Annotated in this window: 23 protein-coding genes; 8 read left to right on the top strand and 15 right to left on the bottom strand. The window is 68.7% G+C overall.

Features of this window, described 5'->3' with window-relative positions; translation table 11 throughout:
* Positions 1-97: 97 nt before the first annotated feature.
* Genes tkt through pgl form a run of 6 tightly spaced genes read left to right on the top strand, consistent with a single transcriptional unit; the run spans position 98 to position 8,172 of the window.
* Entirely contained in the window at positions 98-2,176 is a 2,079-nt protein-coding gene (gene tkt / locus C1N74_RS06115; RefSeq protein WP_088380353.1) for a transketolase, read from the top strand.
* A complete protein-coding gene (gene tal / locus C1N74_RS06110; protein ID WP_137750178.1) occupies positions 2,173-3,279 on the top strand; it encodes a transaldolase in 1,107 nt (368 codons plus the stop codon). The genes tkt and tal overlap by 4 nt, the downstream gene beginning before the upstream one ends.
* Positions 3,276-4,898 carry a glucose-6-phosphate isomerase gene (locus C1N74_RS06105; RefSeq protein ID WP_137750177.1) on the top strand — a complete coding sequence of 541 codons (1,623 nt, stop codon included), beginning with the start codon at positions 3,276-3,278 and terminating at the stop codon, positions 4,896-4,898. Before tal ends, C1N74_RS06105 begins: the two co-directional genes overlap by 4 nt.
* Before the next feature lie 13 nt (positions 4,899-4,911).
* Positions 4,912-6,459: a glucose-6-phosphate dehydrogenase gene (gene zwf, locus C1N74_RS06100; protein WP_023951458.1), complete on the top strand. Its 1,548-nt coding sequence runs from the start codon at positions 4,912-4,914 to the stop codon at positions 6,457-6,459.
* Positions 6,456-7,397, top strand: a complete 942-nt coding sequence (locus tag C1N74_RS06095) for a glucose-6-phosphate dehydrogenase assembly protein OpcA (RefSeq protein WP_023951461.1) — start codon at positions 6,456-6,458, stop codon at positions 7,395-7,397. Before zwf ends, C1N74_RS06095 begins: the two co-directional genes overlap by 4 nt.
* Before the next feature lies 1 nt (position 7,398).
* Positions 7,399-8,172 carry a 6-phosphogluconolactonase gene (pgl, locus tag C1N74_RS06090; protein ID WP_064956825.1) on the top strand — a complete coding sequence of 258 codons (774 nt, stop codon included), beginning with the start codon at positions 7,399-7,401 and terminating at the stop codon, positions 8,170-8,172.
* A gap of 82 nt (positions 8,173-8,254) precedes the next feature.
* On the opposite strand, the gene C1N74_RS06085 is transcribed toward pgl, so the two are convergent.
* The 11 genes from C1N74_RS06085 to C1N74_RS06035 form a co-directional block, all read right to left on the bottom strand.
* Positions 8,255-8,611: an RNA polymerase-binding protein RbpA gene (locus C1N74_RS06085; RefSeq protein WP_023951465.1), complete on the bottom strand. Its 357-nt coding sequence runs from the start codon at positions 8,609-8,611 to the stop codon at positions 8,255-8,257.
* Positions 8,611-8,859 (bottom strand): preprotein translocase subunit SecG, encoded by a 249-nt coding sequence (gene secG, locus C1N74_RS06080; protein WP_036304945.1) that lies wholly within the window; start codon positions 8,857-8,859, stop codon positions 8,611-8,613. The genes C1N74_RS06085 and secG overlap by 1 nt, the downstream gene beginning before the upstream one ends.
* Before the next feature lie 114 nt (positions 8,860-8,973).
* Complete coding sequence (gene tpiA, locus C1N74_RS06075) at positions 8,974-9,762, bottom strand: triose-phosphate isomerase (protein WP_064956827.1); 789 nt, start codon at positions 9,760-9,762, stop codon at positions 8,974-8,976.
* Positions 9,753-10,967 (bottom strand): phosphoglycerate kinase, encoded by a 1,215-nt coding sequence (locus C1N74_RS06070; RefSeq protein ID WP_137750176.1) that lies wholly within the window; start codon positions 10,965-10,967, stop codon positions 9,753-9,755. Before C1N74_RS06070 ends, tpiA begins: the two co-directional genes overlap by 10 nt.
* Before the next feature lie 5 nt (positions 10,968-10,972).
* Complete coding sequence (gene gap / locus C1N74_RS06065; protein WP_137750175.1) at positions 10,973-11,977, bottom strand: type I glyceraldehyde-3-phosphate dehydrogenase; 1,005 nt, start codon at positions 11,975-11,977, stop codon at positions 10,973-10,975.
* A gap of 137 nt (positions 11,978-12,114) precedes the next feature.
* Complete coding sequence (locus C1N74_RS06060; RefSeq protein ID WP_023951473.1) at positions 12,115-12,735, bottom strand: superoxide dismutase; 621 nt, start codon at positions 12,733-12,735, stop codon at positions 12,115-12,117.
* Positions 12,736-12,891: 156 nt separating this feature from the next.
* Entirely contained in the window at positions 12,892-13,869 is a 978-nt protein-coding gene (whiA, locus tag C1N74_RS06055; protein ID WP_023951475.1) for a DNA-binding protein WhiA, read from the bottom strand.
* A 41-nt stretch (positions 13,870-13,910) separates the two neighbouring features.
* On the bottom strand, positions 13,911-14,786 hold the full coding sequence (gene rapZ / locus C1N74_RS06050; RefSeq protein WP_036304946.1) for an RNase adapter RapZ: 876 nt from the start codon (positions 14,784-14,786) through the stop codon (positions 13,911-13,913).
* Between the two features lie 34 nt (positions 14,787-14,820).
* Positions 14,821-16,719 carry an excinuclease ABC subunit UvrC gene (uvrC, locus tag C1N74_RS06045; RefSeq protein ID WP_137750174.1) on the bottom strand — a complete coding sequence of 633 codons (1,899 nt, stop codon included), beginning with the start codon at positions 16,717-16,719 and terminating at the stop codon, positions 14,821-14,823.
* A gap of 1 nt (position 16,720) precedes the next feature.
* Positions 16,721-19,606: an excinuclease ABC subunit UvrA gene (gene uvrA / locus C1N74_RS06040; protein ID WP_023951480.1), complete on the bottom strand. Its 2,886-nt coding sequence runs from the start codon at positions 19,604-19,606 to the stop codon at positions 16,721-16,723.
* A gap of 52 nt (positions 19,607-19,658) precedes the next feature.
* Positions 19,659-20,105, bottom strand: a complete 447-nt coding sequence (locus tag C1N74_RS06035; protein WP_036304948.1) for a MarR family winged helix-turn-helix transcriptional regulator — start codon at positions 20,103-20,105, stop codon at positions 19,659-19,661.
* A gap of 60 nt (positions 20,106-20,165) precedes the next feature.
* Between C1N74_RS06035 and C1N74_RS06030 the strand changes: the two genes are divergently transcribed.
* A complete protein-coding gene (locus C1N74_RS06030; RefSeq protein WP_370576207.1) occupies positions 20,166-20,402 on the top strand; it encodes a hypothetical protein in 237 nt (78 codons plus the stop codon).
* A 21-nt stretch (positions 20,403-20,423) separates the two neighbouring features.
* Here the strand turns inward: C1N74_RS06030 and uvrB are convergent, their stop codons facing one another.
* Positions 20,424-22,505 (bottom strand): excinuclease ABC subunit UvrB, encoded by a 2,082-nt coding sequence (gene uvrB / locus C1N74_RS06025; RefSeq protein ID WP_023951483.1) that lies wholly within the window; start codon positions 22,503-22,505, stop codon positions 20,424-20,426.
* Between the two features lie 63 nt (positions 22,506-22,568).
* The gene (coaE, locus tag C1N74_RS06020) at positions 22,569-23,177 is read right to left on the bottom strand and encodes a dephospho-CoA kinase (RefSeq protein ID WP_137750173.1); all 609 of its coding nucleotides are present in this window, start codon (positions 23,175-23,177) and stop codon (positions 22,569-22,571) included.
* A gap of 91 nt (positions 23,178-23,268) precedes the next feature.
* Between coaE and C1N74_RS06015 the strand changes: the two genes are divergently transcribed.
* The gene (locus C1N74_RS06015) at positions 23,269-23,997 is read left to right on the top strand and encodes a response regulator transcription factor (RefSeq protein WP_088380356.1); all 729 of its coding nucleotides are present in this window, start codon (positions 23,269-23,271) and stop codon (positions 23,995-23,997) included.
* 18 nt (positions 23,998-24,015) lie between these two features.
* On the opposite strand, the gene C1N74_RS06010 is transcribed toward C1N74_RS06015, so the two are convergent.
* Both C1N74_RS06010 and C1N74_RS06005 read right to left on the bottom strand, forming a co-directional pair.
* Positions 24,016-25,179 carry a diguanylate cyclase domain-containing protein gene (locus C1N74_RS06010; protein WP_137750172.1) on the bottom strand — a complete coding sequence of 388 codons (1,164 nt, stop codon included), beginning with the start codon at positions 25,177-25,179 and terminating at the stop codon, positions 24,016-24,018.
* Positions 25,176-26,852, bottom strand: coding sequence for a cell wall metabolism sensor histidine kinase WalK (locus tag C1N74_RS06005; protein ID WP_083990694.1), 1,677 nt, complete (start codon positions 26,850-26,852; stop codon positions 25,176-25,178). Before C1N74_RS06005 ends, C1N74_RS06010 begins: the two co-directional genes overlap by 4 nt.
* Positions 26,853-26,949: the final 97 nt, after the last annotated feature.

The raw sequence follows: 26,949 nt of genomic DNA, 5'->3' as shown, positions 1-26,949 counted from the left end.
CGCTATGCTGAAGACATACGCGCGCCGGCGCCGAAACCCTCCCTTCCTGACTGCGGAGCGGCATGCGCAGGCGCTGCCTCTCGAGAAAGGCGACCGAGTGTCGGAACTTCGTTGGGACGAGATCGATCGGCGCGCGGTGGACACCGCCCGCGTCCTGGCCGCGGATGCGGTGGAGAAGGTGGGCAACGGCCACCCGGGGACGGCCATGAGCCTCGCCCCGGCCGCCTACCTGCTGTATCAGCGCGTGCTGCGGCACGACCCCACCGACACCGACTGGCTCGGGCGCGACCGCTTCATCCTGTCGGCGGGTCACTCGTCGCTCACGCAGTACGTCCAGCTCTACCTGGGCGGGTTCGGGCTCGAGCTCGACGACCTGAAGGCACTGCGCACGTGGGGCTCGCTGACTCCGGGACACCCCGAGTACGGCCACACCAAGGGCGTTGAAATCACGACCGGTCCCCTCGGTCAGGGTCTGGCGACGTCCGTCGGCTTCGCCTACGCGGCTCGCTACGAACGCGGCCTCTTCGACCCGGAGGCGCCGGCTGGCACCTCCCCCTTCGATCACTTCATCTACGTCATCGCCAGCGACGGCGACATCCAGGAGGGCATCACGGCCGAGGCCGGCTCGCTCGCCGGACACCAGCAGCTCGGCAACCTGATCGCGATCTACGACGCGAACCAGATCTCGATCGAGGACGACACGAACGTCGCCTTCACCGAGGACGTCGCCGCACGGTACGAGGCCTACGGCTGGCACGTCCAGACGGTCGACTGGAAGAGCACCGGCGAGTACGTCGAGGACGTCGCCGCGCTCTATGACGCGATCGAGGCCGCGAAGGGCGAGACCGACAAGCCCTCGCTCATCGTCCTCAAGACGATCATCGGCTGGCCGGCGCCCGGCAAGCAGAACACCGGCAAGATCCACGGCTCGGCGCTCGGCGCCGATGAGCTCGCCGCCACCAAGAAGGTCCTCGGGTTCGATCCCGAGAAGAGCTTCGAGGTCGCCGACGACGTCATCGCCCACACCCGCGCCCTCGCCGAGCGTGCCGCCGCGGAGCGCGCCGAATGGCAGAAGTCGTTCGACGCGTGGGCCGAGGCCAACCCCGAGCGCAAGGCCCTGCTCGACCGCCTCGAATCGGGCGAGCTTCCGGCCGACGTCAGCGTCCCCGCATTCGAAGCGGGCAAGGCGGTCTCGACCCGCGCGGCGAGTGGACAGGTCATCAACGCCCTCGCCGAGCAGCTCCCCGAGCTCTGGGGCGGCTCCGCCGACCTCGCCGAGTCGAACCTGACGACGATCAAGTCGGGCAAGAGCTTCATCCCCACCGAGTGGTCCACGCACGAGTGGTCGGGCGACCCCTACGGTCGTGTCCTGCACTTCGGCATCCGCGAGCACGCGATGGGCGCCATCGTCAACGGCATCGTCCTGCACGGCAAGACGCGCGCCTTCGGCGGCACGTTCCTCATCTTCAGCGACTACATGCGCCCCGCGGTGCGTCTGGCCGCCCTGATGAACATCCCCTCGATCTACGTGTGGACGCACGACTCGATCGCCCTCGGTGAGGACGGCCCCACCCACCAGCCGATCGAGCAGATCTCGTCGCTGCGGCTGATCCCCAACTTCACGGTGGTCCGTCCGGCCGACGCGAACGAGACCGCCGCGGCGTGGCACGAGCTGCTGCGTCGTCAGGCCGGACCCGCCGGAATCGCCCTGACCCGTCAGAACATCCCGGTCTTCCCCCGCGGCGAAGACGGCTTCGCGACCACCGACGGCGTGGCGAAGGGCGCTTACGTGCTCGTCGACGCCGAGGGCGGCCAGCCGGACGTCATCATCGTCGCCACCGGTTCCGAGGTTCAGCTGGCCGTGGAGGCTCGCGAGGCTCTCGCGGCGGACGGCATCCAGGCGCGCGTCGTCTCCGCCCCGTCGCTGGAGTGGTTCGCCGAGCAGGACGAGGCTTACCGCGAGTCTGTCCTGCCCTCCGCCGTTCGAGCGCGCGTGTCGGTCGAAGCCGGCGCCACCCCGCTGTGGCGCTCGATCGTCGGCGACACGGGACGCTCGGTCGGCATCGACCACTTCGGTGCATCGGCCGACTACCAGACCCTGTTCGAGAAGTTCGGAATCACCACCGAGGCCGTCGTCGCGGCCGCCCGCGCAACCGTTGAGGAGAACAACGCATGAGCACGCCCATCCAGGACCTCTCCGACGCCGGCGTCAGCATCTGGCTCGACGACCTGTCGCGCCAGCGCATCACGACCGGCAACCTGCAGGAACTCATCGACACGCGCAACGTCGTCGGCGTGACCACGAACCCCTCGATCTTCCAGGCCGCCATCAGCGCCGGCGTCGGATACGAGGAGGCCATCGAAGCCCAGGCCAAGGCCGGAGCATCGACCGACGACACGATCTTCGAGCTGACGACGACGGACGTCCGCAACGCGTCCGACATCTTCCGCCCGATCTTCGACAGGACCGGCGGCGTCGACGGCCGCGTGTCGATCGAGGTCTCCCCCGACCTCGCACACGACACCGACGCGACGATCGCCGAGGCGAAGAAGCTCGCCGCCGCGGTCGACCGACCGAACGTCCTCATCAAGATCCCCGCGACCAAGGCGGGCCTGCCCGCGATCACCGAGGTGATCGCGGCCGGCATCAGCGTCAACGTCACGCTGATCTTCTCGCTCGAGCGCTACAGCGAGGTCATCGACGCCTACCTCGCCGGTCTCGAACGAGCCCGCGAGGCGGGCATCGACCTCGGCGGCATCCACTCCGTCGCGTCGTTCTTCGTCTCCCGCGTGGACACCGAGGTCGACAAGCGTCTCTCCGCGATCGGATCGGATGCCGCCAACGAGCTGAAGTCGCTCGCCGGTGTCGCCAATGCGCGCCTGGCGTACGAGCTGTTCGAGAAGAAGTTCGCCGAGCAGCGCGCGCAGGACCTCGTCGCCGCCGGCGCGAACCTGCAGCGTCCGCTGTGGGCGTCCACCGGCGTGAAGGATCCCGCACTGCCGGACACCCTCTACGTCACCGAGCTCGTCGCTCCCGGCACGGTCAACACGATGCCCGAGAAGACCCTCGAGGCGACCTTCGACCACGGCGTGATCTCGGGCGACACCGTCACCGGCGCGTACGAAGCGGCTCACAAGGTGTTCGACGACCTCGCGGCCGTCGGCATCGACCTCGACGACGTCACGCAGCTGCTCGAGGACGAGGGCGTCGAGAAGTTCATCGCGTCCTGGCACGACCTGCAGGGCACGGTGACGGCGGCTCTGGAGAGCGCCCGTTGAGCTTCGAGATCCACGTCTCGGGGCACGTCTCCGACGTCGTCGAGCAGACGCTGCCCCGGCTCGTGGCCGATCTGGTGGCGAGCGGCATCACCGCGGGTGACGCGACCCTCTGGGGTCCGGATGCCGCCGACGAGGCGTCTCGTCGACTCGGCTGGGTGCAGGCCGTAGCGGTGTCGCGCCCCCTCGTCGCCGAGATCGAGGCGCTGCGCGCGGAGCTGCTCTCCCGCGGCATCACGCGCGTCGTGCTCGCCGGGATGGGCGGTTCGTCGCTCGCGCCCGAGGTGATCGCGCGCACTCATGGGGTGCCGCTCACGATCCTCGACTCCACCGCCCCCGGGCAGGTCCTGGCGGCCATCGATGGCGACGCCGAGACGGGCGGTCTCGCCGAGACCGTCCTCGTCGTCTCGTCCAAGTCCGGATCGACCGTCGAGACCGACGCTGCCCGGCGGGCCTTCGCCGCGGCGTGGAGCGACCTCGGCATCGACCCCGCCGACCGGATCGTCGTCGTCACCGACCCGGGCTCGCCGCTCGAGGCCGAGGCGCGCGCGGCGGGACACCGCGTGTTCACCGCCGACCCGACGGTGGGAGGGCGGTACTCCGCGCTCACCGCGTTCGGGCTCGTGCCGGCCGGCCTGGCCGGAGCCGACATCGGTCAGCTGCTCGACGAAGCAGACGCGACCCTGCTCGAAGTGGCGGTCGACGACCGTCGCAACCCCGCTCTCGTGCTCGCTGCGGCGATCGCGGGTGGAGAACCGCGCCGCGACAAGCTGGCTCTCACCAGCGACGGAACCCACATCGTGGGACTCCCCGACTGGATCGAGCAGCTGGTCGCCGAGTCGACCGGGAAGGCCGGCACCGGCATCCTGCCCGTCGTCGCCACCCCGCTCTCCCCCGAGCTCGACCTCCTGCCCGATGACCTGCAGGTCGTGCGGCTCGTCGGCGACGCGGTCCATTTCCAGATCCTCGAGCAGCACCCGGGCGAGGTGCTCGTCAGCGGCTCGCTCGGCGCCCAGTTCCTGGTCTGGGAATACGCCACGGCGATCGCCGGTCGCCTGCTCGGGATCAACCCGTTCGACCAGCCCGACGTCGAAGCGGCGAAGTCCGCCGCGCGCGCTCTGCTCGACGACGCCCAGCCCACCGCCTCCGCGCCGCTGTTCGTCGAGAACGGCGTCGAGGTGCGGGTGTCCGATCCGTCGCTCGCTGCGGATCACACGCTCGCCGGCGTTCTCGCGAACCTGTGGCGGAGCGTGCCGGCCGACGGTTACGTCGCCGTTCAGGCCTACGTCGATCGCACGGCGGTGCCGCAGCTGGCCGGCGTGCGCGAACTGATCGCGGCGGACTCCGGCCGCCCGACCACGTTCGGATGGGGACCGCGGTTCCTGCACTCCACCGGCCAGTATCACAAGGGAGGCCCCGCCAACGGCGTCTTCCTCCAGATCACCGAACGCACCGACGTCGACCTCGAGATCCCGGGGCGCCCGTTCACGTTCGGACGACTGATCGAGGCGCAGGCCTCCGGCGACGCCGCAGTCCTCGCCGGGCGCGGCCGGCCGGTCGTGACACTCACCCTGACGGACCCCGCGACCGAGGTCCTCACCCTTTTCGAAGCCGCCCAGTAGGAAGACCCCTCCCATGACCGTGGAGATCTCGCGCGCCCACAACCCCCTGCGCGATCCCGACGACCGCCGCATGAACCGCATCGCCGGGCCGAGCGCCCTGGTGATCTTCGGTGTCACCGGCGACCTGTCGCGCAAGAAGCTCATGCCCGCCGTGTACGACCTCGCCAATCGCGGATTGCTTCCCCCGGGGTTCGCCCTCGTCGGGTTCGCCCGCCGCGACTGGGAGGACCAGGACTTCGCCGAGGTCGTGCACGCCGCGGTGAAGCAGCACGCCCGTACCCCGTTCCGCGAGGAGACGTGGAAGCAGCTCCTCCAGGGCATCCGCTTCGTCTCGGGCGAGTTCGGCGACGCCGACGCCTTCCGCCGGTTGCGCGAGACGGTCGAGAAGCTCGACGTCGATCGCGGGACGATGGGGAACCACGCGTTCTACCTGTCGATCCCTCCGAAGGACTTCCCGATCGTCGCGAAGCAGCTGAAGGACTCAGGTCTGGTCGACGAGCACGCCGACGCCGACACCTGGCGACGCGTCGTCATCGAGAAGCCGTTCGGCAGCGACCTGAAGACGGCCCGCGAGCTCAATGCGGCGCTGGAGGTGGCCTTCCCGGCGGATTCGATCTTCCGGATCGACCACTACCTCGGCAAGGAGACGGTGCAGAACATCCTCGCGCTGCGCTTCGCGAACGAGATGTTCGAGCCGATCTGGAACGCGAACTACGTCGACCACGTGCAGATCACGATGGCCGAGGACATCGGCGTCGGCGGTCGTGCGGGGTACTACGACGGCATCGGCGCAGCGCGTGACGTCATCCAGAACCACCTCCTCCAGCTCCTCGCCCTCACTGCGATGGAGGAGCCCATCTCGATGGAGGCGAACCACCTCCGCGCAGAGAAGGAGAAGGTGCTCGCCGCCGTCCAGCTCCCCGACGACCTGTCGACGGCGACCGCCCGCGGGCAGTACGCCGGTGGCTGGCAGGGCGGCGAGGAGGTGACCGGCTTCCTCGACGAGGACGGGATGGACCCCGAGTCGACGACCGAGACGTACGCCGCCATCAAGGTCGACATCGCCACGCGTCGCTGGGCCGGTGTGCCGTTCTATCTGCGGACGGGCAAGCGTCTGGGTCGCCGCGTGACCGAGATCGCCGTCGTGTTCAAGCGTGCTCCGCAGCACCTGTTCCTGCGCAATCAGACGACCGAGCTCGGGCAGAACGCCCTTGTCATCCGGGTTCAGCCGGACGAAGGCGTCACGATCCGGTTCGGGTCGAAGGTGCCCGGCGCGGCCACCGAGGTGCGCGACGTCACGATGGACTTCGGCTACGGTCACGCGTTCACCGAGTCGAGCCCGGAGGCGTACGAGCGCCTCATCCTCGACGTCCTCCTCGGCGACCCGCCGCTGTTCCCCCGCCACGAAGAGGTGGAGCTGTCGTGGCGCATCCTCGACCCCGTGGAGGAGTTCTGGGCGAAGCAGGGCGGTCCGCTCGAGCAGTACGCCCCCGGCTCCTGGGGTCCCACTTCCGCAGATGAACTGCTGGCCCGCGACGGCCGCGTCTGGAGGCGTCCATGATCGTCGATCTGCCCGACACGACGGTGTCGAAGATCGCCCGCGAACTCGTCAACGTGCGCGAGGAGGGTGGCGCCGTCGCTCTCGGGCGAGTGCTGACCCTCGTCATCGCCACCTCGCACGGACTCGAAGAGGACGCGATCGAGGCGGCCAATGATGCATCGCGCGAGCACCCGATGCGCGTGATCGTGCTGATCACCAATCGCGAGGGTGAATCGAAGCTCGATGCGCAGATCCGGGTCGGCGGAGACGCCGGGGCGAGCGAGGTCATCGTCCTGCGCGCCAGTGGCGGAGCCGCGAGCAACGACGAGGCGCTCGTGACGGGCCTGCTGCTCCCCGACGCCCCCGTCGTGGCATGGTGGCCCGACCACCCGCCGGCAGACCCCTCGCAGTCTCCCATCGGCCGCATCGCGCAGCGCCGCATCACCGACGCCGCCACCCTGCCGTATGACAGCGGACGGCTCGCCGCCCTCGGCACCGGCTACGCCCCCGGCGACACCGACCTCGCGTGGACCCGCCTCACCCATTGGCGCGAGCAGCTCGCCGCCGTGCTCGACCAGCCGCCCTACGACCCCGTCACCGAGGTCGAGGTCGTCGGAAGCGGCAGCTCTCCGTCGACGGGGCTGCTCGCGGCGTGGCTGTGCCTCATGCTGGACGTGCCGGTGAACTGGCAGTACGCCCCCCGCGAGGAATGGGAGCACGGCATCCGCAGCGTGCGGCTGAAGCGTCCGAGCGGCGACGTCCTGCTCGAGCGCACCACGACCATCGACGCGACCCTGACGCAGCCGGGCCAGCCCTCGCACGACCTCGTCCTCCCCCGTCGGACGCTTCGCGAGTGCCTCGCCGAGGAGCTTCGCCGCCTGGGGCCCGACGTCCTCTACGGGCGCGTCATCACCGACGGTTGGGCGAGACTCCACCGATCGCCGGCGGGAGACGCCTGACATGCCCACCGCCGAGAAACGCGTCGTCATCAGTCCTGACGTCGACACCCTGACCGGCTCCATCGCGTCACGCTTCCTCGATCGCGTGGCGAAGTGGGGCGCGGACGGGCGGACCGTCAACGTCGGGCTCGCGGGCGGCGGGATCATCGGCGATGTGCTCGAGCGGCTGGGTTCCCACCCGGATCGTGACGGCGTCGACTGGTCGCGCGTGCACTTCTGGTGGGTCGACGAACGCTTCGTTCCGCGCGACAGCGACGACCGGAACGAAGCCGTCGCCCGCCGGGCGTTCCTCGATGCGATCGCCGTGCCCGCCGAGAACGTGCACCCCATCGCCGCATCCGACGAGGTCCCGGATGCCGAGGCCGCGGCTACGGCGTACGCGGCAGAGCTCGCCTCAGCCGGTTCGGACGAGGCGGCCTGGCCCGTATTCGACATCTGCTTCCTCGGCGTCGGCCCCGACGGCCATATCGCCTCGCTGTTCCCGGACCGCGGTGAGATCCGCATCACCGACAGCCCTGTGTCAGCCGTACACGACTCCCCCAAGCCCCCGTCCGACCGCGTGACCCTCACACGTCCCGTGATCAACGGGTCCAAGCGTGTGTGGATGGTGCTGGCCGGACCCGACAAGTCGGCGGCACTCGGGCTCGCCCTCGCCGGCGCCAGCTATCACAGCGTGCCCGCCGCAGGCGCCAAGGGCACTCGTCGCACGATCCTGTTCACCGACGAAGCGACCGCCGCTCAGGTGCCGCCGGAGCTGATCGACGACCAGTACTGACGTCGCCGACCCGGATGAACGAAAGAGAGCGGATGCCGTGGCATCCGCTCTCTTCTTCGTTCGTCGCGTCGTGCGTCTCGCGTCAGTTCAGCCCACGACGCTCGCGAAGCTGCTGCAGGGCCTCATCGAGGAGCTGCTCGGCTTCTTCGTCAGTGCGACGCTCCTTCACGTAGGCGAGGTGCGTCTTGTACGGCTCGGTCTTGGCGACAGCCGGCGGGTTCGCCTTGTCGCGGCCGGCCGGCAGCCCCGAGTGGGGCGAGTCGATCGTCTCGGGGATCTCTTCCTCGGCGATACCGGCAGCGAAATAGCGCACGGTTTCGTTACCGAGAGCATCCCAGTACGAAATCGCCACGCGATCAGCGTGGTGACCGTGGTCCTGCTCGCCCATGGGCCCCGCGCCGACGCGGGTGCCGCGGATCGCGTTCCCTCCCGTGGCCATCAGAGCACCGTGAACTTCGTGATGAGGCCGAGGGCGACGATGGAGAGGAACCACGCCAGCGCGAGCACGATCGTGAAACGGTTGAGGTTGCGCTCGGCGAGCCCCGACGAGCCCATAGCGGAACTCATCCCGCCGCCGAACATGTCGGACAGGCCGCCGCCACGCCCCTTGTGGAGCAGGATCAGCAACGTCAGGAGCAGGCTGGTGATGCCCAGAAGCACCTGCAGCACGAACTCGAGGATCTGCACGGTGGTCGTCACCTTTCCGGCGATCGTTCCGATCGCACGAGGATCAAGTATATCCAGCAGCCGCGCGGATACGCGTACGGCCCGGCGACCGGTAGGTCGCCGGGCCGTACGACGTCACACGCCGACGTGCTTCTGGTAGCGGATGATCGCGGCGAACTCGTCCGCGACCAGGCTCGCGCCGCCGACGAGGGCGCCGTCGACATCGGGCTCGCGCATGAATCCGGCGATGTTCGCCGACTTCACCGAACCGCCGTACAGGATGCGGGTGCGTGCCGCCGCGTCAGCCCCGAGCACGGAGCCGACGACCTCACGCAGCTTCGCGCATACGTCCTGCGCCTGCTGCGGCGTCGCCGCCTGCCCCGAGCCGATGGCCCACACCGGCTCGTAGGCGACCACGATGTCGGCATCCGCCGCCACGCCCGCGAGGGCCGCTTCGAGCTGCGCCACCGGAACAGCCGAAGCGCCGTGCTTCTCGAGGTCTTCCGCCGTCTCCCCCACGCAGATGACCGGCGAGAGGCCGTGACGGAGTGCCGCCTGGACCTTCGCCGCGACGACCTCATCGGTCTCGGCGTGGTACTCGCGACGCTCGGAGTGACCGATGATCACATACCGGCAGTCGAGCTGCTTGAGGAACGCTCCCGAGATCTCACCGGTGTACGCACCGGAGTCCTTCGTCGAGAGGTCCTGAGCGCCGAGCGCGAACGCGATCTTGTCGGCGTCGAGCAGCGTCTGCACCGTCCGCAGATCGGTGAAGGGCGGGAAGACCGCCACCTCGACCGAGTCGTCGTCGTGCTTGGCGTCCTTCAGCGTCCAGTGGAGCTTCTGCACGAACGCGACCGCCTGCAGGTGGTCGAGATTCATCTTCCAGTTGCCCGCGATGAGGGGCATACGGTTCATGCCCATCCGAGCACCTCCAGACCGGGCAGCTTCTTGCCCTCCAGGAACTCCAGCGACGCACCGCCACCGGTCGAAATGTGGCCGAACGACGAGTCGGAGAATCCGAGCTGGCGCACCGCCGCCGCGGAGTCTCCGCCGCCGACGACCGACAGGCCGTCGACTTCGGTGAGCGCCTGGGCGACAGCGCGGGTGCCCGCGGCGAACGCCGGCATCTCGAACACGCCCATGGGCCCGTTCCAGAAGACGGTACGGGAGCTGCGGATCGCGTCTGCGAAAAGCTCCGCCGTCTTCGGGCCGATGTCCAGGCCCATGCCGTCGGCACCGAAGGCGGTGTCCTCCAGAGCATCGGCCGCGGCGACGACGTGGTCGGCGTCGGCGGCGAAACCGGAGGCCATGACGGCGTCGACGGGGAGAACGAGCTCGACGCCGCGCTCCTTCGCCGTGGCGATGTAGCCCTTCACGGTTTCGAGCTGGTCGCTCTCGAGCAGGCTCTTGCCGACCTTGTGCCCGAGCGCAGCGAGGAACGTGAACAGCATCCCGCCGCCGACGAGGATCTTGTCGGCGCGCGGAAGCAGGTGCTCGATGACACCCAGCTTGTCGCTCACCTTCGAACCGCCGAGCACCACCGCGTACGGACGCTCCGGGTTCTCAGTGAGGCGGTCGAGGACGTCGACCTCCTTCTCGATGAGGAACCCGGCCGCCGAGGGCAGGATCTCTGCGAGATCGTAGACCGACGCCTGCTTGCGGTGCACGACACCGAAGCCGTCCGAGACGAGCACGTCGCCGAGGGCGGCGAGCTGCTCGGCGAAGGCGCGACGCTGGGTCTCGTCCTTCGCGGTCTCCCCTGCGTTGAAGCGGAGGTTCTCGATCACCGCCACGTCGCCGTCGCCGAGGGACGACACGACCTGCTGCGCCGACTCGCCCACGGTGTCGCCGGCGAAGGCGACGGGCTTGCCGAGCAGCTCGGACAGCCGCTGCGCGACGGGCTCGAGCGAGTACTTCGGGTCGGGGGAACCGTCGGGACGACCGAGGTGCGAGCAGGCGATGACGCGCGCGCCCTGGCCGATGAGGTGGTCGATGGTGGGCAGCGCCGCACGCACACGGCCATCGTCCGTGATGACTCCGTCCTTCAGGGGGACGTTGAAGTCAACACGGACGATGACGCGCTTGCCTGCGAGCGGGCCCAGCGAATCGAGGGTTCGCAGAGCCATGGTCGTCAGAGCTTGCTGGCGACGAGCTCGGTGAGGTCGACGAGGCGGTTGGAGTAGCCCCACTCGTTGTCGTACCAGCCGACGACCTTGACCTGGTTGCCGATGACGCGGGTCAGGCCTGCGTCGAAGATGCAGGAGTGGGCGTCGGTGACGATGTCGCTCGAGACGATCTCGTCCTCGGTGTACTTCAGGATGCCCTTGAGCGGTCCCTCGGCAGCAGCCTTGTATGCGGCCTTGATCTCGTCGACCGTGACCTCGCGCTCGAGCTCGACCGTGAGGTCGGTGGCCGAACCGGTGGGAACGGGCACGCGCAGGGCGAAGCCGTCGAGCTTGCCCTTGAGCTCGGGGAGGACGAGGCCGATGGCCTTGGCCGCACCCGTCGAGGTGGGGACGATGTTCAGGGCGGCGGCGCGTGCGCGGCGGAGGTCGCTGTGCGGGCCGTCCTGCAGGTTCTGGTCGGCGGTGTACGCGTGGACCGTCGTCATGAGGCCCTTGACGATGCCGAATTCGTCGTTGAGAACCTTCGCCAGCGGCGCGAGGCAGTTGGTGGTGCACGACGCGTTCGAGATGACGTTGTGGTTCTCGGGGTCGTACAGGTCCTCGTTGGCGCCGATGACGAACGTGCCGTCCTCGCCCTTCGCGGGAGCCGAGATCAGAACCTTCTTGGCGCCGCCCGCGATGTGCTTCTTGGCGTCCTCGGCGTTCGTGAAGCGACCCGTCGACTCGATGACGATGTCGACGCCCAGCTCACCCCAGGGCAGGTTGGCGGGGTCGCGCTCTTCGAAGACCTTGATGGTCTTGCCGCCGACCGTGATCGAGTCCTCCGAGTACGTGACCTCGGCGTCCAGGCGACCCAGGATCGAGTCGTACTTGAGCAGGTGGGCGAGAGTCTTGTTGTCGGTGAGGTCGTTCACCGCCACGATCTCGAGGTCCGCGCCCTGAGCGAGGGCGGCGCGGAGGTAGTTGCGTCCGATGCGGCCGAAGCCGTTGATGCCGATCTTGACAGACACGATGTCTCCCGTTTCTTGTCGCGCCGGAAAAGCCCGTGCTGGCTGACCGAAACGCGATCTGATGAAAAAGAAGAGGATGCCGGGTTCGGCTCCCGTTGCCGGGAGGAGCCCGGCATCCTCACCTGTTTATGACCCTACTACGCGAGCAGGCCGGCCGTCTTCTCCCGAGCCGTCACAAAGCGCTCGGCGACGTTCTGCCAGTTCGCGATGTTCCACGCCGCCTTGACGTAGTCCGCCTTGACGTTGAGGTAGTCGAGGTAGAAGGCGTGCTCCCACATGTCGAGCTGGAAGATGGGGATGGTTCCCTGGGCGGTGTTCGACTGCTGGTCGAACAGCTGCTGGATGATCAGCTGGGCGCCGATCGGGTCCCAGCTGAGCACGGCCCAGCCGGAGCCCTGGATGCCGGTGGCGGCAGCCGTGAAGTGCGCCTGGAACTTGTCGAAGCCCCCGAAGAACTCGTCGATCGCCGCACGGAGCTCGCCCTCGGGCTCGCCACCGCCCTCGGGCGAGAGGTTCGTCCAGAAGATGGAGTGGTTGACGTGCCCGCCGAGGTTGAACGCGAGGTCCTTCTCGAGCTTGTTGACGTTCGCGAGGTTGCCGGTCTCACGGGCCTCCGCGAGCTGCTCGAGAGCGGTGTTGGCGCCGTTCACGTACGTCTGGTGGTGCTTGGAGTGATGAAGCTCCATGATCTTGCCGCTGATGTGCGGCTCGAGAGCCGCGTAATCATAGGGGAGCTCGGGAAGGGTGTACTTCGTCATTCTCTATCTCCTGTCAGCACCGCGCAGCGCGCGGCTCGTGCTGTCGAAGGCGCGCGACCGCACGCCTCGTGGACGTTTCTCATCCTATTGAGGGGCAACGCGTCGCACACCCCGTTGCTTCCCGTTCGGAACGCGGTGTAACGCGGAAGAGGTCGCTCAGTCGGAAAGACCCGCGGGGACGGCCGACTCGGTGTCGGGCAGACCCTCGGCGGCGGCCTTCTTGTCGGCCATCGCGAGAAGGCGGCGGATGCGGCCCGCGACGGCGTCTTTGGTGAGGGGCGGATCGGCGTGGTGCCCGAGCTCGTCGAGGCTCGCGTCCCGGTGCGCGAGGCGCAGGTCTCCGGCCTGCTTGAGGTGGTCGGGCACCTCGTCCCCCAGGATCTCGAGAGCGCGCTCGACCCGGGCACAGGCTGCGACGGCCGCCTGGGCCGAACGACGCAGGTTCGCATCGTCGAAGTTCACGAGACGGTTCACGCCGGCGCGCACCTCGCGGCGCTGACGCATCTGATCCCAGGTGTCGGCCGTGCGCGTGGCGCCCATCTCGGCCAGCGTCTGACGAATCGCCTCGCCGTCGCGGACGACGACGCGCGGGATCCCGCGCACCTCGCGTGCCTTGGCGGCGATGCCCAGACGGTGGGCGGCGCCGACGAGGGCCATGGCGGCTTCCGGCGACGGGCACGAGATCTCGAGAGCCGCCGAACGCCCGGGGTCCGACAGCGAGCCGGCCGCGAGGAACGCTCCGCGCCACAGCGCGGCCAGATCGGGACGCGATCCCGTCGTCAGCCGGTTGGGAAGGCCGCGGACGGGACGTCGACGCTGGTCGAGCAGGCCCGTCTGGCGAGCCAGGGTCTCCCCGCCCTCGCGGACACGAACGGCGAACGTCGCGCCGTCGCGTCCGCCGGATGCCTGGATGCGGGCGAGCTCGGGGCGCACACCGTAGATCTCGACGAGCTCGCGGGCGACGCGGCGCGCCAGAATCTCCGAGTCGACCTCGGCCTCGACGGCCACACGGCCCGCGATGGAGTGCAGACCGCCCGCAAAGCGCAGGATCGCGGTCACCTCGGCCACCCGGGCGGCGGGTCGAGGGTCGCGCATCGCAGCCAACTCGGTCTTGACGTCAGCGGTCAGCGGCACGGCGCTCCTTCGGGAGGGGGTTCGGGGGACGAAGGGATAGCCTACTCGCGACCGAGGTCGCGGTGCTTGAGTCGCACCGCCACACCCGGGAGGCCCGACAACCGCTGAGCGAGTTCGCGTGCTGTCACGACGGAGCGGTGCTTGCCGCCGGTGCACCCCACGGCGACCACCGAATGACGCTTGTTCTCCTCCTGGTACCCGCGCAGAACCGGGGCGAGGGCCGCAGCGTACGCGTCGATGAACTCGCGCGCATTATCGTGCGAGAGCACCTCCTCGCGCACCGCGTCGTCCTCGCCGGTGAGTGCCTTGAGCTCGGGGTTCCAGAAGGGGTTCGGGAGGAAGCGCATGTCGGCCACGAGGTCCGCGTCCGGCGGCAGCCCGTACTTGAACCCGAAGCTCATGACGGTGACCGTGTGCCGCGCCGCGCCGTCGTCGGCGAAGAGATCGGCGATGTAGGTGGCGAGCTGGTGGATGTTGTCGCGAGAGGTGTCGACGATCACGTCCGCACTCTCGCGAATGGGGGCGAGTCGCTCGCGCTCGCGGCGGATGCCGTCGACGAGTGTGCCGTCGCCCTGCAGCGGGTGCGGCCGCCGCACGGACTCGAACCGGCGCACGAGCACCTCGTCGGCGGCATCCAGGAACAGGATCCGCAGAGCGCGGCCGTGTCGCAGCGCGCGGGTGATGTCGGGCAGCGCCGCGAACAGCTCGCCACCGCGCACGTCGACGACCGCCGCGACTCGCGGCAGCGCGTTGCCCGCGAGCTCACTGAGCTCCAGCAGCGGGCGCAGCATCTGCGGCGGAAGGTTGTCGACGACGTACCAGCCGAGGTCTTCGAGGGCGTTGGCGGCCGTCGTGCGTCCGGCCCCGGACATACCCGTGACGATGAGAATCTCGCCCGCCGGAACCTCGTCGGTCACCGTCACCACCCCTGTCTTTTCGCCGGTGTCCAGCCTATCCGTCCGCGAGGTGCCGGTGGATCGCCTCCGCGAGGCGGGGACCGATTCCCGGCAGCTCCTGGATCTCCTCGGGGGTGGCCTGCTTGAGCTTCGACACGGACCCGAAATGGCGCAGCAGCGCCTTGATGCGGGCCGCTCCCAGGCCGGGGACTTCGGAGAGCACCGAGGTGATGTCGCGTTTGCGCCGCTTGCGCTGGTGGACGATCGCGAAGCGATGCGCCTCGTCACGCAGTCGCTGCAGCAGATAGAGCGATTCCGAGGTACGAGGCAGGATGACCGGGTACTCCTCCCCCGGCAGCCAGATCTCCTCGAGCCGCTTGGCGATGCCGCAGAGCGCGATCTCCGTGTGCCCGGCGTCTGCGAGCGCCCGGGCTGCGGCCTCGACCTGAGGCTTGCCGCCGTCGACCACGAGCAGCTGCGGACGGTAGGCGAACCGCGGACGCTTGCGTGCCGTGACGACCTCACCGTCGGCCGTCGCGTCGGGAACCGGCTCGTCCTCCTCGTCGGGCCGGTCGAGGTAGGCGAGACGTCGCGTGAGCACCTGATACATCGAGTCGGTGTCGTCGGTGGTCTCGTTGACGCCGAAGATCCGGTACTGATCCTTGCGCGGCAGGCCGTCCTCGAACACCACGAGCGAAGCGACCACGTTCGTGCCCGACAGATGAGACACGTCGTAGCACTCGATCCGCAGCGGAGCCTCGTTCAGGCCCAGCGCTTCCTGCAGATCCGTCAGCGCTTGGCTGCGGGCGACGTAGTCGCTCGTGCGACGCGTCTTGTGGAGCATCAACGCCTGCTGGGCATTGATGCTGGCGGTCTTCATGAGGTCGGCCTTCCGCCCGCGCTGTGCGACCTGGATCGTCACGCGCCTCCCGCGGCGCGTCTGGAGCCACTGCTCCAGCTCCCCGGCGTCGCCCGGGAGGGTCGGGACGAACACATGGCGCGGGATGTCGGCGGCAGCGGCATCCCCGTACGTCCGCTGCAGCACCTGATCGACCAGATCGGCACCCGAGATGTCGATCTCCTTCTCGATGGTCGTCGCCCGGACACCGCGGATGCGGCCGCCACGCACGACGAAGTGCTGGACGGCGGCGGCGAGCTCGTCCTCGGCGATGCCGAAGAGGTCGGCATCCATGTCGTCCTCGAGCACGAGCGCGCTCTTGTTCAGGACGGCATCGATCGCCTGCAGCTTGTCGCGGTAAACGGCGGCCGACTCGTAGTCCATCGCGGCGGCCGACTCGCGCATGCGCGTCGTGAGCTCGCGGGCGAACCGCTGATCGCCGCCCGACATGAAGGCGACGAAATCGTCGACCATCGCGCGGTGCTCTTCGATCGTGACCTTCATCGAGCAGGGACCGCCGCACCGGCCGATCTGACCGGGGAAGCACGGACGCCCCGACGCCATGGCCTTCTTGTACGACGAATCGCTGCAGGTGCGGATCGGGAAGACCTTGATCATCAGGTCGATGGTCTCGTGCACCGCCCAGACCTTGGGGTACGGGCCAAAGTACTTCGCGCCGGGGATCCGGCGGTTGCGCGTCACGATCACGCGGGGCGCTTCATCGGCGAGGGTGATCGCCATGAACGGATAGGACTTGTCGTCGCGGTAGCGGACGTTGAACGGCGGATCGAACTCCTTGATCCACATGTACTCCAGCTGGAGCGAGTCGACGTCGGTCGCCACCACCGTCCACTCGACGGATGCCGCTGTCGTGACCATGCGCCGCGTGCGCTCGTGGAGCGTGTGCAGCGGCGCGAAGTAGTTCGACAGGCGCGCCCGCAGGTTCTTCGCCTTGCCGACGTACAGCACCCGCCCGTCCGCGTCGCGGAAGCGGTAGACGCCCGGATCGGTCGGAATCTCGCCCGCTTTGGGCCGGTAGGGAAGGACGTTCGCCACGTCAGCCCGCCTTGCGCGCCGCCGGGGCCCCCAGGATCTCGGCGAGGAACTGGCCGGTGTGACTCTCGGCAACACCCGCGACCTGCTCGGGCGTGCCGGTCGCCACGATCGTGCCGCCGCCGGCTCCACCTTCGGGACCGAGGTCGATGATCCAGTCGGAGGCCTTGATCACGTCGAGGTTGTGCTCGATCGTGATGACGGTGTTGCCCTTGTCGACGAGGCCGTTGAGGACCTCGAGGAGCTTGCGGACGTCTTCGAAATGCAGACCGGTCGTGGGCTCGTCGAGCACGTAGATGCTTCGGCCGTTCGAGCGGCGCTGGAGCTCCGTCGCGAGCTTGACACGCTGCGCCTCCCCGCCCGACAGCGTCGTGGCCGACTGACCGAGCCGGACGTAACCGAGCCCGACGTCGACGAGAGTCTTCAGGTAGCGGTGGATCGCCTGGATCGGCTCGAAGAACTCTGCCGCCTCCGAGATGGGCATCTCGAGGACCTCGGCGATGTTCTTGCCCTTGTAATGCACGGCCAGGGTGTCGCGGTTGTAGCGCTTGCCGTGGCACACCTCGCAGTCGACGTAGACGTCGGGCAGGAAGTTCATCTCGATCTTCAGCGTGCCGTCGCCCGAGCACGCCTCGCAGCGGCCCCCCTTGACGTTGAACGAGAAACGGCCGGGCAGGTACCCGCGCACCTTCGCCTCGGGCGTCTCGCTGAACAGGGTGCGGATGCGGTCGAAGACGCCCGTATAGGTGGCCGGGTTCGAGCGCGGTGTCCGGCCGATCGGCGCCTGGTCGACGTGGACGACCTTGTCGAGGTTGTCGAGTCCGGTGACACGCGTGTGCTTGCCCGCGACGCGTCGCGCGCCGTTCAGACGAGTCGCGAGCACTTCGTAGAGGATGCCGTTGACCAGCGTGGACTTGCCCGAGCCGCTCACACCCGTGACGGAGGTCAGCACGCCGAGCGGGAACTCGGCCGTGACGTTCTTCAGGTTGTTGGCACGAGCGCCGACGACGGTCAGCATCCGCTTCTTGTCGATCTTGCGACGCTTGGTCGGCGTCTCGAGCGAGCGCCGCCCCGACAGGTAGTCGCCGGTCATCGAGTTCTCGTCGGCGAGCAGAGCATCATAGGGGCCGGAGTGCACGACGTTGCCGCCCTCGACACCGGCGCGCGGGCCGATGTCGACCACCCAGTCGGCTGCGGCGATCGTCTCTTCGTCGTGCTCGACGACGATGAGCGTATTGCCGAGGTTCTTGAGCTTGACGAGGGTGTCGATCAATCGCCGGTTGTCGCGCTGGTGGAGTCCGATCGACGGCTCATCGAGGACGTAGAGCACCCCGGTGAGGCCCGAACCGATCTGCGTCGCGAGTCGGATGCGCTGCGCCTCGCCGCCCGAGAGCGACCCGGCTGCGCGGCCCAGGCTCAGGTAGTTCAGCCCGACCTCGATGAGGAAGTCGAGGCGAGCGCGGATCTCACGCAGCACCGCCGCGGCGATCTTGGCCTCGCGCTCCGTGAGCTCGAGCTGGTTGAAGTACGTCTGCGCCTCGGCGAGGCTCAGCCGAGCGACGTCGGCGATGGAGCGCTCGTGGACGAGGACGGCGAGCACCTCCGGCTTGAGCCGGTCGCCGTCGCATGCGGGGCACGGGACCTCGCGCAGGTACTCGGCCCAGCGCTGACGCTGCGTGTCGGTCTCGGCTTGAAGATACTGACGCTCGATGTACGGGATGACGCCCTCGAACCCGGAGGCGTAACGCATCTCGCGCCCGTAGCGGTTCTTCCACTTGACGGTGACCTTGTAGTTCTCTCCGCGGAGCACCGCATCCTGCACGTCGCCGGGGAGGTCGCGCCACGGAGTCTTGAGCGAGAACTTCAGGTCGGATGCGAGCCCCTCGAGGAGGCGCTCGTAGTACTGGAAGAGCCCCTTGCCCTGCGTCGTCCACGGCAGCAGGACGCCCTCGGCGATGGAGAGCTCCTCGTCGCCCAGCATGAGCTCCGGGTCGACCGACATCCGGGTGCCGAGACCGGAGCACGTGGGGCACGCACCGAAGGGTGCGTTGAACGAGAACGTGCGCGGCTCGATCTCGGTGAGCTGCAGGGCGTGCCCATTGGGGCAGGCGAGCTTCTCACTGAAGCTCTGCCACGCGGCGTCGCCCTCTTCGTCGACGAAGTTGATCTTGATGACGCCTCCGGCCAACGCGAGCGCGGTCTCGACGGAGTCGGTGACGCGTCCGAGCAGGTCGGGGCCGGCCACGAGCCGGTCGACCACCACCGCGATGTCGTGCTTGTAGCTCTTCTTCAGCGTCGGCGGCTCGGCGAGCGAGACGACGTCGCCGTCGACGACGGCGCGGGCGTAGCCCTTCGCGCTCAGCTCCTTGAAGAGGTCGACGAACTCGCCCTTCTTCTGCGTCACCACGGGCGCCACGACCTGGTAACGGGTGCGCTCGGGGAGCTCCATCAGCTGGTCGGCGATCTGCTGGACCGTCTGACGCTGGATCCGCTCACCGCACTCGGGGCAGTGCGGAACGCCGATGCGAGCCCAGAGCAGGCGCATGTAGTCGTGGATCTCGGTGATCGTGCCGACGGTCGACCGGGGGTTGCGGTTCGTCGACTTCTGATCGATCGAGACCGCCGGGCTGAGGCCCTCGATGAAGTCGACGTCGGGACGGTCGACCTGACCGAGGAACTGGCGCGCGTAGGCGCTCAGCGACTCGACGTAGCGGCGCTGACCCTCGGCGAAGATCGTGTCGAAGGCGAGGCTCGACTTTCCCGAGCCGGAGAGGCCGGTGAAGACGACGAGACTGTCGCGCGGAATGTCGAGATCGACGTCCTTGAGGTTGTGGACGCGGGCTCCGCGGACGCTGAGTTTCGATGAGGAAGCGACGGGGACGATGGGCACCGCACAAGTCTAGGTGGGGCCTCCGACACTGGCTCCGAGGTTCGCCCTGGGCTCACTCGCGACGGAGAGAGGCGGGCTCTCGAGGGACCCGCCGCCCCGCGAAGGGCCGGAGACCGTCCCGCAGAGCGGTCACGTCGTCGACGGTCATCCCGACCGCCGCCATGACCTGTTCGGGTACGCGCACGGCATCCGCCCGCAGCGCGCGGCCGTCGGCGGTGAGGCCGATCTCGAGCACACGCTCGTCGCCTCTGCGTCGCTCACGCGTGACGAGCCCCTGGGCTTCGAGGCGTTTGACGAGCGGGGACAGCGTCGCCGGCTCCATCGCGAGGTCGGCCGCGAGCTCACCCAACGCCTGCGGAGACGCCTCCCAGAGGGCGAGCATGACGAGGTACTGCGGATGGGTCAGACCGAGGGGCTCGAGGATCGGGCGATAGATGGCCACGACGTTGCGGGCGGCGGTGACCAGCGCGAAGCAGAGCTGGTTGTCGAGCTTCAACATGTCGTCGGCGGAGTCCACGCTCGCATCCTATACGTCCTAATCGTTAGTACACTGATGATCATGACCGACCACGACCACCGCCCTCCCCTCCGCACCCGCGTCCGCGAGGCGGGCGGCTGGTACGCCTACGTCAACTCGCGCCTCATCCGCGCGGCCGGCCCCGCGTCGGTCGGCCCCTACGACACCGAACCCGAACCGGAGCGCACCGGACGCGCGTGCCCGCTGTGCGGCCACCCCATGACCGAGCACGATGTCGACCGGACCGGCCCGAAGCCGCTTCTGCACTGCCCCCGCTGAGACCCAGACACGGCCGAGGCGTCAGGCGTGCCCGGCGCGCTCCATCGCGCGCAGTTCTTTCTTCAGATCCTGAACCTCGTCGCGGAGGCGCCCGGCCAGCTCGAACTTGAGTTCCGCTGCGGCGGCGAGCATCTGCTGCGACAGGTCTTCGATCGTCGCCTCGAGCTGCTGAGCCCCTTCTGCGGCGATTCCCTCACGTCGCAGCTGCGGTGTCGGGCTCTTGCCCTTGCCCGACTTGTTGCGAGCAGTCGCCTTGCCGTTCAGCAGATCGCGGGTATCGGACGCCTCGCGAGCGAGCGCATCGGTGATGTCGGCGATCTTCTTGCGCAGCGGCTGCGGATCGATGCCGTTCTCGAGGTTGTAGGCGATCTGCTTCTCACGTCGGCGCTCGGTCTCCTCGATGGCCGCGGCCATCGAGTCGGTGATCTTGTCGGCGTACATGTGCACCTGACCCGAGACGTTTCGTGCCGCACGTCCGATGGTCTGGATCAGCGAGGTTCCTGAGCGCAGGAACCCCTCCTTGTCGGCGTCGAGGATCGCGACGAGGGACACCTCCGGCAGGTCGAGTCCCTCGCGCAGCAGGTTGATGCCGACGAGGACGTCGTAGGCACCCTGGCGCAGCTCGGTCAGGAGCTCGACGCGCCGCAGCGTGTCGACGTCGGAGTGCAGGTAACGCACGCGCACGCCGTGCTCGCCGAGGAAGTCGGTCAGCTCCTCGGCCATCTTCTTCGTGAGCGTTGTGACGAGCACCCGCTCGTCGCGCTCCACCCGGAGTCGGATCTCCTCGAGCAGATCGTCGATCTGACCCTTCGACGGCTTGATGATGATCTCGGGGTCGACGAGGCCCGTCGGACGGATGATCTGCTCGACGACGCCGTCGGCGATGCCCATCTCGTAGCGCCCCGGCGTCGCGGAGAGGTAGACGGTCTGCCCGACGCGCTCCTTGAACTCGTCGAAGCGGAGCGGGCGGTTGTCCATCGCACTCGGCAGACGGAAACCGTGGTCGACGAGGGTGCGCTTACGGGAGGCATCCCCCTCGTACATCGCTCCGATCTGGGGAACGGTCACGTGCGACTCGTCGATCACGAGAAGGAAGTCGTCGGGGAAGAAGTCGAGCAGCGTGTGCGGTGGCTCTCCGGGGGAACGACCGTCGAGATGCCGCGAGTAGTTCTCGATGCCCGAGCAGAACCCGAGCTGCTGCAACATCTCGAGATCGAACGTCGTCCGCATCCGCAGTCGCTGCGCCTCGAGCAGCTTTCCCTGGCTCTCGAACTCCTTCAGGCGCTCGGCCAGCTCGTGCTCGATGGTGCCGATGGCGCGCTGCACCGTATCGGTGCCCGCGACGTAGTGGGAGGCCGGGAACACCGGAACGCTGTCCATCTTCTGCACGATGTCGCCCGTCAGAGGATGCAGCATGTAGAGCGCTTCGATCTCGTCGCCGAAGAGTTCGATGCGGATCGCGTATTCCTCGTACACGGGGATGATCTCGATGGTGTCGCCCCGCACCCGGAAGTTGCCGCGCGAGAAGTCCACGTCGTTGCGGTTGTACTGCATTGCGATGAACTTGCGGATCAGGGCGTCGCGGTCGTAACGCTCCCCCACCTGCAGCGCGACCATGGCGCGCAGGTACTCCTCCGGCGCGCCGAGGCCGTAGATGCACGAGACGGTGCTGACGACGACGACGTCGCGGCGGCTCAGCAGCGAGTTGGTGGTCGAGTGGCGCAACCGCTCGACTTCGGCGTTGATCGAGGAGTCCTTCTCGATGAAGGTGTCGGTCTGCGGGACGTAGGCCTCGGGCTGGTAGTAGTCGTAGTAGCTGACGAAGTACTCGACCGCGTTGTTCGGCATGAGATCGCGGAACTCGTTCGCCAGCTGCGCGGCGAGCGTCTTGTTGTGCGCCATGACGAGCGTCGGCCGTTGCACCTGCTCGATGAGCCACGCCGTCGTCGCGGACTTCCCCGTACCGGTGGCGCCCAGCAGCACGACGTCCGTCTCACCCGCGTTGATCCTGCCCGCGAGCTCGGCGATCGCCTGGGGCTGGTCACCGCTCGGGACGTATTCGCTGATGACCTCGAAGGGCCTCACTGAGCGCGTGGTCTGCATGATTCCAGCGTAGGCGGGGCCACCGACACCGGGCCCGGTCTTCGCTCAGAGCGTGCACTCGTGCTAGCCGGTGGCCTCCGCCGTCAGCCGGTCCCACAGGGCGTCGACCTGCCGGAGCGTTTCGTCGAGGTCGCCCGCGGTGTCGATGACGACGTCCGCGATCGCGAGGCGCTCGTCATCCGGAACCTGAGCCGCGATCCTGCGGTCGGCCTCCTCGGCCGTCATCCCCCGCAGGTGCTGCAGCCGCTCGCGGCGCACGGGGGCGGGCGCGTGCGCGACGACGATCGCGTCCCACGGGTCGTCGACGCGGGCCTCGACGAGCAGCGGCACGTCGTACACGACGACTCTCCTGCGCTCCTGCCCGAGCGCCTCGTCGAAGCGACGCTGCGATTCCGCGCGCACCGCCGGGTGCACGATCTCGTTCAGCGTCGTCCGCGCCTCCGAGTCGGCGAAGACGATGGACGCCAGCGCGGCGCGGTCGAGCTCGCCAGCCGCCGTGATCACTGCCGGCCCGAACGCCGCGCGAATGGCCTCCAGGACGGGCGAACCCGCTCGCTGGACGTCTCGGACGATCGCATCGGCATCGACGACGACGGCACCGTGCTCCGTCAGTCGCCGTGCGATCGTGCTCTTGCCGGATGCGATCCCGCCGGTCAATGCGATCAGAGGCATACACCCGAGGATGCCATGGGCGCTAGACCCGGCGCGAGGTCGCGCGATCGATACGATAGAACCCTGACAACCCGCAGAAGGTGGGATCACCGTGGAACGTACCGCCGTCATCGTCGAAGACCAGGCCGACATCCGCAGCCTGCTTTCGGCGATCCTCGAGTCGAGCGGGTTCACCGTGCACGCCACCGAGAACGGGCTCGACGCGGTCGAGCTGATCCGAACCGTCGCCCCCGACGTCACGACGCTCGACGTCAACATCCCGGGGATCGACGGGTTCGAGGTCGCGCGCCGCGTCCGCGCGTTCAGCGACACCTACATCATCTTCATCTCGGCGTTCGTCGAGCCCGGCGATGCGGAACGAGGGCGAGCAGCCGGTGGCGACGAGTACCTCGGCAAGCCCTTCCGTCCGCGAGACCTCAAGGCACGCCTCGCCGCGATTCCGTCTCGACGGCGCCGCGACGAGGCGCCCGTCGACGACATCGTCCCTGCCGGGCTGGCGACGTCCGCGCCGGCCGGGTCCGCTTACGGTGACCTCTCCGTCGACGAAGGCGGATTCCGCGTCGCCGGCGCACCCGTCGACCTCGCGCCCACCGAATCGGCGGTGCTGCGCGACCTGGTCGTCGCGCATGGGCGCACACGGACGAAGCACGAGCTCGCCCTCTCCCTGCGCTCCCGCTCGCGCGCCGATGCCCCCGATGCCGATGAGGTCCGGGCGGTAGAGCGCAGCGTCGAGTCGCTGCGGCAGACGCTCGCCGCCGCGGCCGCCTCCACGCTGATCCTCTCGGACCAGGGCATCGGTTATCGCCTCGCGCCTTCCTGAGCCGACCCGTTCACGCGATCAGGAAGGCTCCGCGAGAAGCACGGCCGACGCCACCCCGGATGACGCGCGGGTCGCCGTCGTCGCGGCGACCTCGATGAGAGCGTCCCCGTCGTAGCCCACCACGTCGCTCAGGGCGACTCCGATCCCGATCGCGGGCAGCACTCCCCCCTCGACCGATGCGAGCGCCTCGAAAAGCGAGCGGTACAGCGCCATGGCCTGTCGCCGCGCGTCGGCCGCCGAGCTCACGACCGTGACGACGCCGATCCGCTCGGAGCCGACCTCGCCGACGACAGCGAGCGTCGGCGCGTTGGTCGTCATGGTGTCGCGCCACGTCTGCACGACCTCGTCGCCGACATCGAGGCCGAAAGCCGTCGCGATGTATTCGAGCCCGTCGAGCTCGATCACCCAGACCGCCATCAGCTCCCGCCGGGCTCGCGCGCGTTGAACGCTCACGGCGACAGCGCGGCGGAAGCCGGCGACCGAGACGATCTCGCCGGGGCCGGCATCCCGCCCCTCCGGCGAATCGGAGCCGCGGACACCGGCCCGGCCGGCACGCAGCACGGACGCACTCACGACTGCCGTGATGGAGAGGACGACGGTGAGGATGCTGGTCGGCACAGAGCCCACCCACAGCTGAAACGTCTCGCCGTAGCCGAACATCGACACGACGAGGATGCGCGCGAGATAGAACGCGGCCTGCACACCGAACACGAGACCCAGCGGGAGCGCCGTGCGGGATGCCCCGAGCGCGCCGCGGAAGCACTCCACCGAGGCAGCGGCCGCGGCGGCGCTCAGGGCGGCGAACATCACGAGGGAGCCGGACCAGTCGTCGCCGCCCAGTGCGAACTCGACGGACGCGGCGATCGCGGCGACGATGCCGGCGACCGCCACCAGCACGCCGGCCCCGCGTACCGTCCGCCGATTGTAGGCACGGCATCCGAGCCACATGAGCCCCGTGCCCACCACCGAAGCCGTGTTGCCGCACACGACGGCCCACGCGGTCTCAGGAGCGCTGGCCCACACGACATAGAACATCGTCGTCAGCACGGCGCAGAGGAACCCGACCGCCCAGAAGCGGCCGCTCTGCTCGGGACGCCGGACCAGCGTGTCGAAGACGAAGAGCACCGCGCACGCCAAGACCACGGTCGCGGTGATCACGGATACGGAGAACTGGTCGATCATGACGGCGCCGCCCCCGGTCGACGGGCCGGAAGCGTCACCGAGAACGTCGACCCCACCCCCAGGACGCTGCTCACCGTGATGTCGCCGCCGTGCCTGCGGACGATGTCGCGGCTGATGGCGAGCCCGAGTCCGTTTCCGGTGACGGTGGAGTCCCGCACAGCGGCTCCACGGTAGTAGCGCTGGAACACCGAACCGAGGTCCTCCTCGTTGAGGCCCACACCCGAGTCCTGGACTGCGATGAGCGCCCACTGATCGCCCACCGAGGTCGCCACTGACACGCGTCCGCGCGGGCGGTTGTACTTCACAGCGTTGGAGAGCAGGTTGTCGAGCACCTGACGGATGCGGACCGGGTCGGCGTACGCGCGGGCGGGTTCGACGCGGGACACATCGATCGTGATCCCGCGCTCGCCCGCGCTGACGAGGATGGACTCCACCGCGGCGTTGACGATCTCGACGAGATCGATGTCGGCCGGAGACACCGTCAGCTGGGCAGCGGACTTGTGCTGGCTCGACGCAGCGAGCACGTCGCCCACGAGACGCAGCAGCTGATCCGCATTCCGGTCGGCCACGCGCAGGTTCTCGAGCGCCGCCTCGGGCACCCCAGGAGTGTCGATCGCGAGTTCGAGGTACCCGAGGATCGAGGTGAGGGGCGTGCGCAGCTCGTGCGACACCGACGAGACCAATGCGTCCCGTTCTCGCAGCGCGTCGGTCTCGGCGGTGACGTCACGCGTGACGACGACGGCTCCGGAGTCGCGTCCGTCCGGCTCGATGATGCGCCGTGCCGACACGCTCAGGACGCGGCGGTCATCGTCGCGTCCGACCTGGATGCGCGCGTCGGTGAACGCCTCGCCGCGCCGCACTCGGGCGAGCGGATGATCCTGCGGGTCGAGGGGCGTCGAGCCGTCCGCCGCATACACGTCGGGCTGTCCGCTCGTGCGGGATCCCCGTTGCAGCCGGGCGTGCGCATCGTTGATGATCGAGGCCGAGCCGTCCGTTTCGATGCGAGCAACGCCGAAGTCCACGCGGTCGAGAGCTTCCGTGAGCACCTGCTCGTGCCGGCGAGCTCGCTCGAGGGATTGCGTCAGCACCGTCGCCTGACGGTCGAGGAGGAGACGCTGAGCAGCGGCCCGCCTGCTGCTGAGATACGTGGAGGTGCTCACCGCGATCAGCAGCAGCGGCAGCAGAAGAAACCCGAACGAGGACGGCGACGCATGGATGACGGCCTCCGTCACTCCGTACGCGGTCAGAGCGAGGACGATGCCCCCGATCCAGCCGACGGTGCCGAACCCGGCGGCGAGCCAGATCACGGGGAACACCCACAGCAGCCCGAATCCCCCGGTCGGTTCGGCGACCCGCATGACCCCGATCGCCGCGACGTCGCCGAGTGGGATCATCGCGAGCCACAGCGGACGGAGGTGACCCCAGGGGACGATGATCGCGGCGCCGGTGAGCATGAACACGGCGGTGACCGCGAGGAAGAAGAGAGCGGTGTCACCGCGGAATCCGATGACGAGACCGGCGATCGCGACGACGAGCACCACGGACGTGGTGACGATCTGATTGAGCATCGCCGATCGCGTGCGGTCGCCGTCGCCGAGGACGGCATCGACCCATCGCGGGGGCGCGGGGAGAACATATGTCGCCCGCGTGCGCTGCGGCGTGTCCGTCTCCATGATCTGAAACTATCGCGTCCCGGAGCAGCCCGGGCACGCGGCGGGCTGATGATCCCGACTGCGCATGAAACGGCGGAAGGGCCGGAGCACGAGGCTC

This window comes from Microbacterium sp. SGAir0570 (genome assembly GCF_005491085.2).
Lineage (GTDB): Bacteria > Actinomycetota > Actinomycetes > Actinomycetales > Microbacteriaceae > Microbacterium > Microbacterium arborescens.
The sequence above is the reverse complement of the archived record's forward strand: the minus strand, read 5'-3'. Positions and strand labels throughout refer to the sequence as shown.